Annotated in this window: 14 protein-coding genes; 5 read left to right on the forward strand and 9 right to left on the reverse strand. The window is 60.2% G+C overall.

The genetic code is table 11. The features are described from left to right. Positions 1-14 precede the first annotated feature (14 nt). Together hyi and gcl are read right to left on the reverse strand one after the other, a co-directional pair. On the reverse strand, positions 15-794 hold the full coding sequence (gene hyi / locus RY831_RS22440; RefSeq protein WP_326508606.1) for a hydroxypyruvate isomerase: 780 nt from the start codon (positions 792-794) through the stop codon (positions 15-17). Positions 795-806: 12 nt separating this feature from the next. Next, the gene (gcl, locus tag RY831_RS22445; RefSeq protein ID WP_326508607.1) at positions 807-2,582 is read right to left on the reverse strand and encodes a glyoxylate carboligase; all 1,776 of its coding nucleotides are present in this window, start codon (positions 2,580-2,582) and stop codon (positions 807-809) included. 185 nt (positions 2,583-2,767) lie between these two features. Here gcl and RY831_RS22450 point away from each other — a divergent pair, with 185 nt between their 5' ends. After that, the gene (locus RY831_RS22450; protein ID WP_326508608.1) at positions 2,768-3,679 is read left to right on the forward strand and encodes a LysR family transcriptional regulator; all 912 of its coding nucleotides are present in this window, start codon (positions 2,768-2,770) and stop codon (positions 3,677-3,679) included. Between the two features lie 155 nt (positions 3,680-3,834). Here the strand turns inward: RY831_RS22450 and RY831_RS22455 are convergent, their stop codons facing one another. Then, positions 3,835-4,674: a glycine-rich domain-containing protein gene (locus tag RY831_RS22455; RefSeq protein ID WP_326508609.1), complete on the reverse strand. Its 840-nt coding sequence runs from the start codon at positions 4,672-4,674 to the stop codon at positions 3,835-3,837. A 518-nt stretch (positions 4,675-5,192) separates the two neighbouring features. Between RY831_RS22455 and RY831_RS22460 the strand changes: the two genes are divergently transcribed. Beyond that, positions 5,193-7,418 carry a sensor histidine kinase gene (locus tag RY831_RS22460; protein WP_326508610.1) on the forward strand — a complete coding sequence of 742 codons (2,226 nt, stop codon included), beginning with the start codon at positions 5,193-5,195 and terminating at the stop codon, positions 7,416-7,418. A gap of 95 nt (positions 7,419-7,513) precedes the next feature. On the opposite strand, the gene RY831_RS22465 is transcribed toward RY831_RS22460, so the two are convergent. The 5 genes from RY831_RS22465 to pcaQ form a co-directional block, all read right to left on the reverse strand. After that, positions 7,514-8,104: a hypothetical protein gene (locus RY831_RS22465; RefSeq protein WP_326508611.1), complete on the reverse strand. Its 591-nt coding sequence runs from the start codon at positions 8,102-8,104 to the stop codon at positions 7,514-7,516. Positions 8,105-8,134: 30 nt separating this feature from the next. Next, on the reverse strand, positions 8,135-9,304 hold the full coding sequence (locus RY831_RS22470; RefSeq protein WP_326508612.1) for a zinc-dependent alcohol dehydrogenase: 1,170 nt from the start codon (positions 9,302-9,304) through the stop codon (positions 8,135-8,137). Positions 9,305-9,554: 250 nt separating this feature from the next. After that, positions 9,555-9,890, reverse strand: coding sequence for a hypothetical protein (locus RY831_RS22475; protein WP_326508613.1), 336 nt, complete (start codon positions 9,888-9,890; stop codon positions 9,555-9,557). 33 nt (positions 9,891-9,923) lie between these two features. Continuing rightward, on the reverse strand, positions 9,924-10,199 hold the full coding sequence (locus tag RY831_RS22480; RefSeq protein ID WP_326508614.1) for a hypothetical protein: 276 nt from the start codon (positions 10,197-10,199) through the stop codon (positions 9,924-9,926). Positions 10,200-10,764: 565 nt separating this feature from the next. Continuing rightward, positions 10,765-11,709 carry a pca operon transcription factor PcaQ gene (gene pcaQ / locus RY831_RS22485; RefSeq protein ID WP_326508615.1) on the reverse strand — a complete coding sequence of 315 codons (945 nt, stop codon included), beginning with the start codon at positions 11,707-11,709 and terminating at the stop codon, positions 10,765-10,767. 102 nt (positions 11,710-11,811) lie between these two features. Here pcaQ and pcaH point away from each other — a divergent pair, with 102 nt between their 5' ends. Further along, positions 11,812-12,555, forward strand: a complete 744-nt coding sequence (gene pcaH / locus RY831_RS22490; protein WP_326508616.1) for a protocatechuate 3,4-dioxygenase subunit beta — start codon at positions 11,812-11,814, stop codon at positions 12,553-12,555. After that, entirely contained in the window at positions 12,552-13,181 is a 630-nt protein-coding gene (gene pcaG, locus RY831_RS22495) for a protocatechuate 3,4-dioxygenase subunit alpha (protein ID WP_326508617.1), read from the forward strand. Before pcaH ends, pcaG begins: the two co-directional genes overlap by 4 nt. Positions 13,182-13,306: 125 nt before the next feature. On the opposite strand, the gene RY831_RS22500 is transcribed toward pcaG, so the two are convergent. Beyond that, complete coding sequence (locus RY831_RS22500) at positions 13,307-14,455, reverse strand: ABC transporter substrate-binding protein (RefSeq protein ID WP_326508618.1); 1,149 nt, start codon at positions 14,453-14,455, stop codon at positions 13,307-13,309. A 513-nt stretch (positions 14,456-14,968) separates the two neighbouring features. Here RY831_RS22500 and RY831_RS22505 point away from each other — a divergent pair. Next, positions 14,969-15,379: hypothetical protein (locus RY831_RS22505; RefSeq protein ID WP_326508619.1), on the forward strand; the 411-nt coding region annotated here is incomplete at its 3' end.

Consider the following 15,379-nt stretch of genomic DNA (forward strand, 5'->3'; position numbering starts at 1 on the left):
CTACTTGCAAGCCCTCAAAGCCCGTGCTCGCTCCGCCAGCCCAGTCCCTCGACCGTCCCCGCACGCGGCTTGTATTCACAGCCTACCCACCCCTCATACCCGATCTCATCGAGCATTCCGAACAGGTACCGATAATTGATCTCCCCCGTGCCCGGCTCGAAGCGTCCCGGATTGTCCGCCAGCTGGATGTGGCGGATGATGTCGCGGTTGGCCTTGATGGTATTGGCGATCTCGCCTTCCATGCGCTGCATGTGATATATGTCGTACTGCAGGTAGATGTTGCTCGATCCGGTATCGCGGATGAGGTCGATCGCCTGCTGGGTGCGCGTCAGGAAAAAGCCGGGAATGTCGAAATCGTTGATCGGCTCGATCAGCAGGCTCAGCCTGTGCTCCTTGAGCATGTCGGCCGCATACTTCAGGTTGCCGACGACGGTCTCCCGCGCCTGCTCGCGGCTCACGCCCTGCGGCAGCTTGCCGACCAGGCAGTTGAGCTGCTTGGTGCCAAGCACCTTCGCATAGCGGATCGCTTCATCGACGCCTTCCCGGAATTCGCCGACGCGGTCCGGATGGCAGGCAATGCCGCGCTCGCCCGCTTCCCAATTGCCCGCCGGCAGATTGTGCAGCACCAGGTCGAGCTGATAGGCATTGAGCTTGTCGGCGATCTGGTCCGCATGAAAAGCATAGGGGAACAGGAATTCCACGCCCCGGAAACCCGCACGCGCCGCCGCTTCGAAACGCTCCATGAAAGGATGCTCGTTGAAGAGCATCGTCAGGTTCGCTGCCAACTTTGTCATGTGCTTTCCTCCTCAATCCAGCAGGGCGATGGCGGTCGGCGCGTGCTCGGGCTTTTCCGCCAGTTCTTCAAACTCGTTGATGTTGTTGATCTCGGTGCCCATGGACACGTTGGTCACGCGCTCGAGGATGATCTCGACCACGACCGGCACCCGGTACTGGCGCATCCAGGCGCGGGCCTGGCCGAAGGCATCCTGGATGTCCTGCGGCTTGGTGACGCGGATGGCTTTGCAGCCCAGGCCTTCCACCACTGCGACGTGGTCGACGCCGTAGCCGTTGAGTTCCGGCGCATTGATGTTCTCGAAGGCCAGCTGCACGCAATAGTCCATGTCGAAACCGCGCTGCGACTGGCGGATCAGGCCGAGGTAGGAATTGTTCACCACCACGTGCAGATACGGCAGGTTGAACTGTGCGCCGACAGCGAGTTCCTCGATCATGAACTGGAAGTCGTAGTCACCGGAAATGGCGACCACCGGACGGTCAGGATCGGCGGCGCAGACGCCGAGCGCGGCCGGTATGGTCCAGCCGAGCGGGCCGGCCTGGCCGCAGTTGATCCAGTTGCGCGGCTTGTACACATGCAGGAACTGCGCGGCGGCGATCTGCGACAGGCCGATGGTGCTGACGTAGCAGGTCTCGCGGCCGAAGGCGCGGTTCATTTCCTCATAGACGCGCTGCGGCTTGATCGGCGCATCGTCGAAATTGGTCCGGCGCAGCAGGGTGCGCTTGCGCTGCTGGCAGGACGAGACCCAGCTCTTGCGGTCCTTGAGCTTGCCGGCGGCCGCCCACTCCTTCGCCACTTCCACGAACAGCTTCAGCGCAGCGCCGGCGTCGGAGACGATGCCGAGATCGGGGCCGAACACGCGGCCGATCTGGGTCGGTTCGATATCCACGTGCACGAATTTGCGCCCCTGGGTGAAGACTTCGACCGAGCCGGTGTGGCGATTCGCCCAGCGGTTGCCGATGCCGAGCACGAAGTCCGATTCCAGCATGGTGGCGTTGCCGTAGCGGTGGCTGGTCTGCAGGCCGACCATGCCGGCCATCAGCGGATGGTCGTCGGGGATTGCGCCCCAGCCCATCAGCGTCGGGATCACCGGAACGCCGGTGACTTCGGCGAATTCGACCAGCAGTTCGGATGCATTGGCATTGATGATACCGCCGCCGGCGGTGATCAGCGGGCGCTCGGCTTCATTGAGCATGGCCAGCGCCTTTTCGATCTGGGCGCGGGTGGCCGATGGCTTGTACACCGGCAGCGGCTCATAGGTATCCGGATCGAATTCGATCTCCGCCATCTGCACGTCGAACGGCAGGTCGATCAGCACCGGCCCTGGACGCGCCGAGCGCATCAGGTGGAATGCCTGCTGGAACACCCTGGGCACCAGCGCCGGCTCGCGCACGGTGACCGCCCACTTGGTCACCGGCTTGGCGATGGATTCGATATCGACCGCCTGGAAATCCTCCTTGTACAGCCGGGCGCGCGGCGCCTGGCCGGTTACGCACAGAATGGGAATGGAGTCGGCCTGGGCCGAATACAGGCCGGTGATCATATCGGTGCCGGCCGGGCCCGAAGTGCCGATGCACAGCCCGATGTTGCCCGGCTTGGCCCGGGTATAGCCCTCGGCCATATGCGACGCACCTTCGACATGGCGCGCGAGTATATGCTTGATGCTTCCGCGCTTTTTCAATGCCGCATAGAACGGATTGATCGCCGCGCCCGGCACGCCGAACGCCTGGACCATCCCTTCCTTTTCCAACACGTGAATCGCCGCTTCCGCCGCAGTCATCCTTGCCATACATCCTCCTGGACACAGTCAAAATTCGATGGACCGAGTCTATAGGCCGACATAAAGTTTGATAAGAACGCAAATCGTCGCTTTATTCGATACTCTGGATATGGAATAATGACTGCGATTACAGGTTACATTCCATCCTTCCTGTCGCTGACAAGCGCATTGCACCACGCCACGCCAACTCCACCATGGACAAGTTCAAGCAGATCGAAGCCTTCGTCGACGTCGTTGAAAAAGGCAGCCTCGCGCGCGCCGCGCTGGAACAAAACATTACGCCGGTGATGCTGGGCCGGCGCATCGATGCGCTGGAGAAGCGCCTCGGTGTCAAGCTGATGCACCGCACCACCCGGCATCTGACACTGACGGAGGAAGGCACGGTCTTCCTTGACCATTGCCGCAAGCTGCTGGGCGATCTCGATCATGCGGAAAAGATCATCGCCGAGGGCCGCCACAAGGCGACCGGCCACCTGGTAGTGTCGACGCCGGCGGCTTACGGCCGCAAGCATGTGGCACCGCATGCCCCGGCCTTCATCGCCGCCAATCCCGACGTCCAGATATCCTTCAACCTGACCGACCGCGTGGTCGACCTCGTGCGCGAAGGCTACGATCTGAGCATCCGCATCGGCGGCAACATCGATCCGAATTTCGTCGCCGTCAAGCTGGCCAGCAACCGGCGCGTGGTCTGCGGCACGCCGGAATACTTCGAACGCAATGGTATTCCGCGCACGCTGGAAGACCTGGAGCATCACAACTGCCTGGCGTTCAACCTGCAGGGCGGCCAGCAGCGCGGCTGGTATTTCCAGCAGAACGGCAAGCCGGTCACGATCAAGGTCGCCGGCAGCCTGGATTGCAATGATGGCGAACTGCTCCATCGCTGGGCTTGCGAAAGCCTTGGGCTGGCATGGCGCTCCACCTGGGAAATCCAGTCCGAGCTGGCATCCGGCCAGCTGATCACCGTGCTCGACGAATACGCGCTCGACAACTACGACATCATGGCGGTGTATCCGCAGCAGCGGCATCTGCCGGCGAAAATCCGCTTTTTCATTGACATGCTAAAGGCGGTTTATGCGCAGCCGGGTTACTGGAGACGCGCCTCTTGATGCGTTAGCCCGGCAATCGCCGGGCTCGGTATGACGTACCAAGTGTGGGTGGTACCGGTGGAACGGGAGAGATACGGGAGGAGTACGGGAGGGGGACGGCGGTACGCGGCTCCGACAGCAACTCGGTCAGGCCGCGCCCGTCTTATTGAGTAATTTCAGGAATTAACGGCGGAGTCCAGCGTCGGACGCCCCTTGCCGAGCACTTTGGCGAGATACGCCGGTTCGGCCGCGGGTTTGGCCGCTGCACAGTAGGCATCCGCGCCCGTTCCGGCAGGAGCCGATGCACGGGCACAATATGAGACCTCGGACATTGCTGGCGCGGCGGCACGGGCACAGTATGCCGTGTCCGGCATGACGGCGCGCGCGCAGTAAGACGCCTGCGGCGCGGCGACTCGGGCGCAATAGGCCGAATCAGACGCCCCGGCAGCAGGCTGAGCAACGCGGGCGCAATACGACGCGTCTGATGCCCGGGGCGTCGCTATCCGTGCGCAGTATGCGACGCTGCCTTCAGGAACGGCATCCGTTGCATTTTCTCTCAGTACGGCACGGGCGCAATAGCTGCCTTCGCCGGCGTCGATACCGGCGTCAAGGTGACCGAACTCCTGCTGGTAGAGGCTGCGGGTTTTCGCTGCAGCTTGGGCCAGGTTGGCGGCATCTTCGTCGCCGCGCATGCCGAAGTACGGGAAATGATGCAGGAAATAGCCGAACACCTGCTCGCAGTCTTGCGCGTATTTCATCGTATCCAGGATATGTCCGTGCCAGAATTTGTCGACATTGGAATCCGGCGTGATCGCCTCTTCGGGATACTTGGCAACCAGGGCGAGAAAGCGGCGGTATTCGAGTTCATGCCGGTCAGCTTCTTCCCGCGTCCAGCCATGTCCCTCCTTGGTATCCATCAACTTGAACTTGATCGGATCGAGGTCCAGGGCGAATACCGCCTCCGTCATTTGTCCGGCCGTCTTGTGTTTGCTGCCGCTGGCTGCCTGCTGATGCATATTCGCGCCCTCCAAGGAGTGTCATCAATCCCGTGCCATTCCATGACAGGTACGGGACTGAGAAAGTGAATTGATCGGAACGTCACGCTTCACGCAATTGCCATGTTGCAAATTAGAACCATTGAAAACATGAAATGTTGGTCTGGCAGCAATTACGCCCGGGAAAATATATCATTGCATTCTCGAGCCCAGCGGGCGGTGGAATTGACGTATCTCAAGCTTGCCTCATGCCGGGCCGAGGATGGAAAAAATGTCATTTAACTACATCGAGGCAAGGAAGGAAGTAGGTGAATATTGCGCAAACATTCAACTCTTTCAGGCGTATCAATCGTATTTTTTCGAAGCAATTCGTAGATGCATGGCGGCACGATTGACGTACACTGAGGCCTTGAACGCTTCAAACAATCAAGGTTTGAGAGCCCGCCGGCAGAAGCAGCAATGCAGGATAAAACAGATTTGCCCACCTGTTTCGGTGGAATCGAGACAGGAAGTGGTTTCAAGCAGATGAACAAAATTTTATGGGCAAGATGCGTATTTCACGCCGGTTTCTGATCTCCTTGCTAACCTCCCCGGCCTGGTGGCTGGGCGTTACGGGATCACTGCTTCTTCATATCCTGGTGACCCAGGTGGTCGAAGACAAGGCGAAGTCGCAGTTCGAGTACTTCGCCGACAATGCCCAGCTCGCCATACAGAACCGGGTGCGTTCCTACATCGATGTCCTGCGCGGCACGGCAGCCCTGTTCTATACCGCCGATCACATCAGCCGCGAGCAGTTTCGCTCCTATATCAGGGAGCTCAAGCTCGATGCAAGCTTCCCCGGCATCACAAATCTGAATTTTGCGCGTGTCCTCTCTCGCTCGGAAAAGGATGCATTCGAGAGCGCCGTCAGGCGCGACACCAGCCTGTCTCCGGGCGGCTATCCCGATTTCGCGATCAGCCCCGCGGGAGAACGCGATGAATACAATGTGCTGACCTATATCGAGCCGATGGAGAACAACCTGGTGTCGTTCGGCGTCGACATGGCTGCCAACGGCACAGCGGCGAAAGCGCTGGCGGTTTCCCGCGATACCGGACAGCTGGTTTCCTCGGGCAGACTGATCCGCATTTCGGGACCGCACAGCCACATCGGCCTCGCAATGCGCATGCCCGTTTACCGTCGCGGCATGCCGACCAGGACCGTGGCGCAACGCCGCGCCGCCTACTATGGTTCGGTGGGTGCCGGCTTCGACATCAACAAGCTGATGCTGGGAATGATCGACAAGAACATGCTCGGCACCATGCGCATCCGGCTCTACGATACCGGCTCGATGGGCGAGCCAGCCTCATCCTCGGCAGCCACGGGCCAGCAGCTGATTTTCGACAGCGCAGAAAGCCGGGGCGGGGATCAGCGCGAAAACACGGACGGCAAGGCAACGGGAGAGCGGTTCGCCGCAGGCGACCTGTTCGTCAAGCGCATCTCAATGACCGTGGGCCCGCGCGTCTGGGAAGCGGAAATCACCGCACCGCGCTCCAGGATGCTCAATACCTTCGATGTGTCGCTGGCGTGGATCGTCCTGGTCAGCGGCCTCCTGGCATCGACGCTCCTGTTTTCGATCTACTATTCCATGATGACGGCACGCCGGCGCGCGGTTGAACTGGCGCGCGAAATGACCAAGGACCTGCGCACCAGCGAAAGCAGCCTGGCCGAAGCCCAGCAGATGGCCAGGCTGGGCAGCTGGACGCTGGATCCGGGCAGCGCCAGGATGGGATGGTCGGCCGAAACCTACCGCATCTTCGGCATGAACCAATTGCACGAAAGCCCCCACATCGACGACTTCGTGCGACGCATTCATGCAGACGACAGGGAGCGCGTCAGACAGGGCATCGACCATGCGATCAGCCATGGCACGGAGTTCGACTGCGAACACAGGATCACGCGGCTCGACGGCGCGATGCGCTGGGTGCACAGCATTGCCCGCTTCGGCAGGGATGACCGGCAGGCTCTGCTGTGCGGCACCCTCATGGATATCACGGAACGCAAGCACACCATGGAAGCGCTCAAGCGCTCCCAGGAGCTGCTGCGCGACCTGACCGCGCACCAGGACCGCGTCAAGGAAGAAGAACGCAAGCGTATTGCACGCGAGATTCATGACGAGCTGGGGCAAACCCTGCTTGCATTGCGCATCGACGTATCGATGCTGGATGCCCGCACCGGCACATCGCATCCGAAGCTGAATGAAAAGGTGCGCGGCGCGCTCAACCACATCGACGCCACGGTCAAGACCGTCCGCACCATCATCAATAACCTGCGCCCTGCCGTGCTGGATCTCGGCCTGACCGCGGCAATCGAATGGCAGGTGGCGGAGTTCCGGCGCCGCAGCGGCATCACCTGCGAACTGCTGATGGATGAGACGGAGCTCGAGATCGATGATGCGCGCGCGACGTCGCTGTTCCGCATACTGCAGGAATCGCTTACCAACGTGATCCGCCATGCCGAGGCCAGCCACGTGATCATCGAACTCCACCAGGACAAGACAAGGCTGGTCATGAGAATTACCGACGATGGCATCGGCATCGCCCCCGAACGCCGCACCTCGGGCAACTCCTTCGGTCTGGTCGGCGTGGAGGAGCGTATTCATGCACTCAACGGAGAATTCCGCATCACCAGCGCGCGCGGAGAAGGCACGACGCTGACCGTGTATATCCCGCTCGAGCAGGCCGCCGCACAGGATTTCCCAATCGACCTGATCGACAGCACCCATTAAGGCAACACTGCCGCAACACCGCCGGACCAGCAAAGCGCGTGCTCGCACGGCGCTTCGATCAGTCATCCCCATCCCGCCTCAGCGCCGCGGGCGAGTCACTCAAATTCAAGTTCGGCTTGCCGCAGCGGTAAGCGATCTGATTGCTTGCCTTGCCTCTGCTTGAACAGGTAATAGCCCGCGCCGAGGACGGCGGATGCAATCAGCGCCTTGCGTATCAGCCCCCCCGGATTGTGCGTGTACTCGGCCCGGATACCCATCTCGGCGAACACGTTGGGAACATGCCCGTTCTTCAAGTCCTCGCCGATGCCTTCCACCACATTGATTCGGTCCGCAAGCAGCAGCAGCAGCCAATGCCGGATATCGTTCTCGCTGAGTTTGTAGGCCACGCCGCGTACCATTCCGCTCACGCCCGCAGGCGGCGTACTGGTGCCGAATACCGGCGTGATGCCGGGACGCTCGGTGGAGTGGTAGACCTTGACATTCACCGGTTGATTCTCGGGATGCGTCCAGTGCACGTTATCGAGGCGCGGCGGGGTGCGCTCCATCGGATAGGCGGGCCGGTTCTTGTGGTCCAGATCCGCACCCCATCCGGGTATGTGTGCATAGGCTTCCCGCGGTTTTTTGGCAATCGGATGCTGGTGGTCCCCATCGTAGTCGCTGTGTTGATGCGGTGTACGTTGTTCCATGCTGGGCTCCTTGAATAGTTCAATCCTCGCTTACTGCACGAAACCCATGCCCGCCGCACTAGGCGGAACCAGGATGGTCTTGATGCAGTTGTCCAGCTTGCTGGAAAATATATGATAGGCATCCGAGACTTCTTCCAGCGGAACCCGGTGGGTAATGATCTTCCTGGGCTCGATATGCCCGGCCCGGATATGCTCGATCAATCGAGGCAGATGCCGCTTCACGCTGGCCTGGTTCATGCGCAGCGTCAGTCCCTTGTTGATCGCGTTGCCGATCGGCACGGCGTTGAAGGTGGGGCCGTAGACGCCGACGATGGATACGTTGCCGCCCTTGCGCACCGAGTTGATCGCCCAGTGCAATGCGGTGGCGGCGCCTGCCTGCAGCTTCATGTAGCGCCCCGTCAGCTGCTGCATCGCGCTGCCGGCGGCTTCGCAACCCACCGCATCGATGCAGACATCGGCGCCCAGCCAGTCGGTCATGCGCTTGATGTGCTCGGCCATATCGTTGACTTCCTTGAAGTTGACCACTTCGCACTGCGCAAAATTTTTCACGAACTCAAGCCGGTATTCGACATGGTCGACCACGATCACGCGCCCTGCTCCCATGAGCCAGGCCGACTTGGCGGCGAAAATTCCCACCGGCCCGGCGCCGAACACCACCACGGTATCGCCTTCTTCTATGCCACCCATCTCGGCCGCCTGATATCCGGTGGGAAGGGCATCGGTCAGCAGCACCGCATCGTCGACATGCAAGTCACTCGGGATCACCGTCGGGCCGACGTCAGCCATCGGCACGCGCACGAATTCGGCCTGCCCGCCGTCATAGCCGCCGGTGATATGCCCGTAGCCATAGATACCGCCCACGGCGGTGGCTTCGGGGTTAGTGTTGTGGCAGTTGCTGTAGAGCTCCTTCTGGCAGAAGTAACAGGAACCGCAGAAGATGTTGAAGGGCACGAGCACGTGGTCGCCCACCTTCAGGTTTTGCACCGACGGGCCGACTTCCTCGACAATGCCGGTGAACTCATGGCCGAAGGTCATGCCGACGCGGGTATCCGGCACCAGGCCATGATACAGGTGAAGGTCGGAGCCGCAGATGCAGGAGCGGGTCACGCGGATGATGGCATCGTTCGGATGCTCGATTTCGGGATCAGGCTTGTATTGAGCACGGACGCGATAGGGTCCGCGGTAATTCATCGCCAACATGCAATTCTCCAGGATACGTTAGGTAAGAGTTTCGCCTTCGCGACGGACGATTGCCCGAAGGCCGCTGTTAATAAGACAGCAAGCTTCCAAAAGGTTTTCCTGAGAATGCAAAAATGGGTACGCCATGTTTCCGAAAAGCCGCTCGCGGGATTCGGGCAGCATGGCTTGGGGCCTTTTGTTTCCATCGCTTATCAAGCCTGCCCCGATGTTCCGGCAGCGCATGGTCCGGATATTGGCGCGTGTCTGCTTCCTACTCTTCAGGCAAAGTGCCCGATCGCATTCTTGCCTCGAATTCGGGCTCCGGGTCGCCGAACAGAAAGTCGCTCAGCAGCTGGCGCAGCGCCGCATCCATGAATCCCGCATCCAGGCTGGCAAGGCGGCAAATCATCCAGCCCTCGCCGATCTCCATGGCTTCGTCCCTGGTCTGATCGATGAGCCACTGGTCATACGCCGCCGCCGTTGCCGGGTCGTCCGGAATGATCCAGGGCGGTTGCGGAACGAGACGTCCGCTTGCGGTGATGACGCAACCGTCGATGGGCCTGCGCACGAGGTTGGTCGCCGCCTCCAAATTAATAATGGATTGCATGTTTGACTGCCGACTTTAAAAATCAGGGCGGCATTAAGCCGTTTTAATAAGATTCAGGCGCGCCCTCGCCCGCCTGTCGCCGAGAATGCCCCGCAACTCCTCGATGCTGGTTTGCGCGCACTCCGCCATCCAGAGCAGCATCGAGGGACTGATCGCAAGGGCCCCGCTGCGAATCTTTTCCAGCAGCTTGTAGGAGATGTGCAATTCCCGGCTCAGCTGTTTATCGCTCTCGACGCACAAGCGCGACTTAACCGCATCGAGCAACTGGTTGGGATCGTAATTTGAATGAGGTATTTGTTGATTCATCATAAGTTTTTTCGCAAGTTCAATCAATGCGCCGACGCGCCCTGGCGGCGCCGTCAAATGCAACGGGCAGCACTTCACCCGGGGGCCGGATGCCGCCCTGGCGACTAGCGCAACAGCTTTCAACGGCTACGTAAGCCTGCTCTGCCGTCTCTGCCGTATCACGCCGGAGCGCAGGTCGACCCAATCGATTTCTTCTCCCGTCTCGAGCAGGAGCGTTCCAAAAGGAGTCGAGGTGGAATGCGAGCAAGCCTGTTCATAGGCGATGCGTGCGGTATGCAGAGTCGGCGCATATATGGCAAAGGCGCCTAATATCCACATTTGTTTTGATGTACCGTCATGAAACATAATAATGATTGCCGGTAGCAGAATGGCTAATCATTGTCGTCCTCCGCGGCCGCTGTTTCAGTATGCTTGCGAACTTATCGTGTACAAAAATTGAATATTTTCTTTGTACTCTTTCCGGCGATAAATTAAATGAAGATGTTTCCGGCCTCGTCTCCGGAAACTCGCTGGCCCTATAGCTTGAGAGAAATCATTGCCAAACATCGCCCCGCTTGATGGTGAAGGCTTATCGCTCACCGGGAAGCCGGCGCTCCGCTGCCATCTCGCGCAGCACGCGAAGCAAATCCTTTGCCACTGGCGTGACCGCCGCGTCGCTGCGCAGCAGCAGTCCGACCGGCTCCTCGGTACCCTTGGTCGAGATGGGAAGCGAGACCAGCGCGCCTTGCGCAATATCTTCGCGCACGGTGCCCGACGGCGCGAACCAGATCGCATCGGTCCGCAGCAAGAGCTGGCGCGCAATTGATACCGACATGGTTTCGGTACAGTGCGAAGGCAGTTCCAGCCCGTGCGCCTGCAGCAGGCTTTCCGTGCGGTGCCGCGGCACCGTTCCCGGCGGCGCCACGATCAGCGGGCAGGCAATGATGTCGCCGAGCGATACTCCGGTCGCCGACGCGAGCGGATGCGCCGCGCGCACCAGCAGCGCCAGCGGTTCCACGTAGAGCAATTCGAAGGACAGGCCAGCCATCATATGCGGATCGGCCATGCGTCCGAGCACGAAATCGACCGTTCCGCCCTTCAGCATGTCCAGCAGCGGCGCGTTGGCCGCGGTGCGGATCGCAACCCGGGCCAGCGGATGGCTGCGCCGGAACCGCGCCAGCGCGGTCGGGATCAGGTCCGCTCCGACACTGGGCAAGACACCGATATTGACCACGGCGCTCTCCGGGCGTGGATCGAGTCCGATTGAATCGCTCACCGCATCGAGCGCTTCCAACACGCCGAGCGCATGCCGCAGGAAATTTTCGCCCTGCGGCGTCAGGCGCGCGCCCTGGCGGTCGCGCTCGAACAGTTTGCAGGATGCAATATCCTCCAGTTCGGCCAGCGTTTTTGAAATCGCCGGCTGCGTCAGGCGCAGCCGTTCGGCCGCCTTGCCGAGGTTGCCTTCCTGCGCAATCGCGAGGAAGCAGTGAATATGGCGCAGCCGGATGCGCAGTCTGAAATTATCTTTTTCCATAACCGGATGTTATGAAATTTTCCGCTTCTTTTCAATTTACATGAATATTATTCAGTAATACATTGGCGGCTCGTTTCGTCACCTGATTTCTGGAGAACTCCCATGCCTGGCTTGCTCGACCAGTTCGGCGAATTCATGCAGCGCGACCGCAGCGTGCATCCCGACGCCCTTACCCCCGGCTACAAGACCAGCGTGCTGCGCTCGCCGCGCAATGCGATGATTTCGCTGCAGAACTCGCTGTCGGAAATCACCGGTCCGCAGTTCAGCGCGGATGAACTCGGCCCGCTCGACAATGATCTGATCATGAACTATGCGAAGGATGGCCTGCCGATCGGCGAGCGCATCGTGGTGCATGGCTACGTGCTCGACGAGCTTGGCCGGCCGGTGCCGAATGCGCTGGTCGAAGTGTGGCAAGCCAATGCGGGCGGCCGCTATCGTCACAAGAAGGACCAGTACATCGCCCCGATCGATCCGAATTTCGGCGGCTGCGGCCGCATGCTGACCGACCAGAACGGCTATTACTTCTACCGCACCATCAAGCCCGGCCCGTATCCCTGGCGCAACCGCATCAACGACTGGCGGCCCGCGCATATCCATTACGCGATATCGGGCGACGGCTGGGCCCAACGTTTGATCACGCAGCTGTATTTCGAGGGCGATCCGCTGATTGCGCAATGCCCGATCCTGCAGTCGATCAACAACGAGGAATCGGTGCGCGGACTGATCGCCCTGCTCGACCGCAGCGCCTTCATCCAACTCGACAGCCTCGCCTACCGCTTCGATATCGTGCTGCGCGGCCGCCGCGCCACGCTTTTTGAAAACCGCGTCCAGGGAGATGGCAAATGAAGATCAACCAGTTCAGCGAGTTGAAGGAAACCGCGTCGCAGACCGCAGGCCCCTATGTCCACATCGGCCTGGCGCCGAAGGCGGCCGGCTTCGACATCTTCGAAAAGAATTTCACCAATGTGCTTGCCGGACCCGATACCCAGGGCGAAAAGATCCGGATCGAAGGACGCGTGTTTGACGGCTCGGGCACGCCGGTGCGCGACGTGCTTATCGAAATCTGGCAAGCCAATGCCGCCGGCAAGTACAACCATCCGGCCGACCGCCAGGAAAAGCCCCTCGACAAGAGCTTCCGCGGCTGGGGCCGGGCATGCTCCGATTTCGAGACCGGGGTCTATGCCTTCGAGACGGTCAAGCCCGGCAGCGTCGTAGGCCGCAACGGCCGGCCGATGGCGCCGCATGTCAATCTGTGGATCGTCGCGCGCGGCATCAACATCGGCCTCAATACACGGATGTACTTCTCCGACGAGACCGAGGCCAATGCGAAGGACCCGGTGCTCAACCTGATCGAATGGGAAGTGCGGCGCAAGACGCTGATCGCGCAGCGCAGCGAAGAGAATGGCCAGGTCGTGTACCGCTTCGACATCCAGTTGCAGGGGCCGGAGGAAACGGTGTTCTTCGACATCTGACCTGAATATTCGAAGTCGATGCGGCAGCACGCAGCCGCTGCCGCCGCACCGTTTCCGCCGGACCGGCATCGAGGCAGGCGCGAAAGCCTGCACCGGTGCCGAACCAGCGGTGCTCGAATTCGCTTTCAGCGAATGAAGCGTCCGTCCTTTCCTATCATGGTCAGTTCGACGAACTCGCTGCCGGTATGGTCGCCGGCGCCGTAGGTCACCATCAATCCGCCGAAATCCACGCGCTGCATGGTTTCGAGCGCGCGCACGAATCCTTCCCTCGTCAATCTCGGTCCGGCGCGCTTGAGTCCCTCGACCAGCACCTTGGCGTTGACATAACCTTCCATCGCCGCATACGAAATGGTGGCGCCGGTCGCCTTTGCGGCGGCGTTGAACTCCTGGCCGAGCGGCGTCGAGATCAGGTGGGGCGCCGGCGTCACCTGCGACACGATGACGCCGGTTCCGGCGGTTCCCAGTTCCTTGACGAACGCCTGCGAGGAATTGTTCGACAGCGTCATGATCTGCGTCTGGCTGCCGGCGGCGCGGATCGCCTTGATTACGTCAATGGTGTTCTTGGCGGAGCTGACCACAATCAGCGCGGCAGGATTGGCCTTGACCACTTCGGCGGCGGCAGCTTTGTTGTCGGGATTGACGCGGGCGAACTTGATGACCGTCGCCGGCTTCAGCTTGCGAGCCTCCATGGCCTTCATGAAGCCTTCCAGCCCGTCCTGCCCGAAGGCGTCGTCGACATGCAGAATGCCGATTCCCCGTATGCCGACGGTGGTGAAATGCTCGACCGCGCGCACCACTTCATCCTGGTACTTGGCGCGAATGTTGAACAGCATGCGATGCACCGGCTGGTGGAACACCGCGGCGCCGGTGCTGGGTGCGACCAGCGGAATGTTGTTGCCTTCGAGCAGAGGCAGGATGCCTTGGGTATGCGGCGTGCCGCGCCCCTGGAACAGCGCGAAGACGCGCTCCTTGCGGATCAGGGTTTCCGCATTGACGCGCGTGAGCGCCGGATCGAACTTGTCGTCGAGCACGCGCATTTCAATCTTGCGTCCATGGATGCCGCCCTGCTTGTTGACCTGCCTGAAATAGGCTTCCGCGCCCTCGTTCATTTCCTTGACCGGTCCGGCCACCGTGCCGGTCAGCCCCACCGTCTGGCCGATCAGGATGGTGGAATCGGTCACGCCGTCCTCGGCCAGTACCGGCAGCGAAAACGCACCGAACAATGCCGCAAGCAGGGTAATGCGCAGGCTCGCGCGTCGCATAGGGTCCGTCATGTCATCCTCCGTTTGATTCTCGTAAAAATGCCGGCTGATGCGCCGTCTGAAACATCACGCCGATAGTCTTGCCTGTTATTGCGTTGCGGCAAGCTTTCTGCATGATTGTGATACAGGTTTCAGTCCATGCTTTTTTCTAATTACAAAACAGTAGGAAACTGTGGCTTTTACGTAACAAATGACAGGTGAACCATGTCTAGCGTCTTGCTCCCGGCACGCATTCAGCATGTATTCAATAAGCCGGGGAAGCTTCCGCAGCGAGGATAAAAGCAGGATGCGCGGCACGAGAGCATATGACGATTTCGCGTTTCCAAATTTCGCAGGAACTAGCAAGGCGCAATTACCACACACAAACACTGTATTAGGGAATTCGCTTGCGAGAACGTGAGGCACGGAGCGTCTACGCAAGCTCTCCCGATCAGGAAGACGTTACGGTCGTGTATCCGCCTTAAATATGGCTTGCGCGCAAACGTTCAATCTCAAATACCCCACAAGAAAAGGCTAGGAGAATTCATGGCTAAGGTTAATGGCGGCAATGGCGATGTCTTCATCTGTTACAAGGATGAAAAGCCGACTTTCAATATCGTCACCAACGGCGACGAAGCAGCCAACGGCGGCGTGGACGATGGCATTTTCGAATACAGGCCGCTAACTTATCAAGATATGATGAACGGCGATATTCTTGATCAGATGGCGCAAAAGAATACTCTCTCCAATTGGCAGAGGTATGTCAGTACGACGCCATCCAACTCCAACAATACTCCGCCTGAACCGTCGAAGACACCGACGCCCGAGCCGTCGAAGACACCGACGCCCGAGCCGTCGAAGACGCCGACGCCTGAGCCGTCGAAGACGCCGACGCCCGAGCCGTCGAAGACGCCGACGCCCGAGCCGTCGAAGACGCCGACGCCCGAGCCGTCGAAG

It is taken from the genome of Noviherbaspirillum album, from assembly GCF_035916955.1.
In the GTDB taxonomy this organism is placed as follows: Bacteria; Pseudomonadota; Gammaproteobacteria; order Burkholderiales; family Burkholderiaceae_D; genus Noviherbaspirillum; species Noviherbaspirillum album.

Excerpts from the sequence above, each read along its gene's own strand:
- hyi (WP_326508606.1), bottom strand. The coding sequence starts at position 794 with ATGACAAAGTTGGCAGCGAACCTGACGATGCTCTTCAACGAGCATCCT.
- gcl (WP_326508607.1), bottom strand. The coding sequence starts at position 2,582 with ATGGCAAGGATGACTGCGGCGGAAGCGGCGATTCACGTGTTGGAAAAG.
- RY831_RS22450 (WP_326508608.1), top strand. The coding sequence starts at position 2,768 with ATGGACAAGTTCAAGCAGATCGAAGCCTTCGTCGACGTCGTTGAAAAA.
- RY831_RS22455 (WP_326508609.1), bottom strand. The coding sequence starts at position 4,674 with ATGCATCAGCAGGCAGCCAGCGGCAGCAAACACAAGACGGCCGGACAA.
- RY831_RS22460 (WP_326508610.1), top strand. The coding sequence starts at position 5,193 with ATGGGCAAGATGCGTATTTCACGCCGGTTTCTGATCTCCTTGCTAACC.
- RY831_RS22465 (WP_326508611.1), bottom strand. The coding sequence starts at position 8,104 with ATGGAACAACGTACACCGCATCAACACAGCGACTACGATGGGGACCAC.
- RY831_RS22470 (WP_326508612.1), bottom strand. The coding sequence starts at position 9,304 with ATGTTGGCGATGAATTACCGCGGACCCTATCGCGTCCGTGCTCAATAC.
- RY831_RS22475 (WP_326508613.1), bottom strand. The coding sequence starts at position 9,890 with ATGCAATCCATTATTAATTTGGAGGCGGCGACCAACCTCGTGCGCAGG.
- RY831_RS22480 (WP_326508614.1), bottom strand. The coding sequence starts at position 10,199 with ATGATGAATCAACAAATACCTCATTCAAATTACGATCCCAACCAGTTG.
- pcaQ (WP_326508615.1), bottom strand. The coding sequence starts at position 11,709 with ATGGAAAAAGATAATTTCAGACTGCGCATCCGGCTGCGCCATATTCAC.
- pcaH (WP_326508616.1), top strand. The coding sequence starts at position 11,812 with ATGCCTGGCTTGCTCGACCAGTTCGGCGAATTCATGCAGCGCGACCGC.
- pcaG (WP_326508617.1), top strand. The coding sequence starts at position 12,552 with ATGAAGATCAACCAGTTCAGCGAGTTGAAGGAAACCGCGTCGCAGACC.
- RY831_RS22500 (WP_326508618.1), bottom strand. The coding sequence starts at position 14,455 with ATGACGGACCCTATGCGACGCGCGAGCCTGCGCATTACCCTGCTTGCG.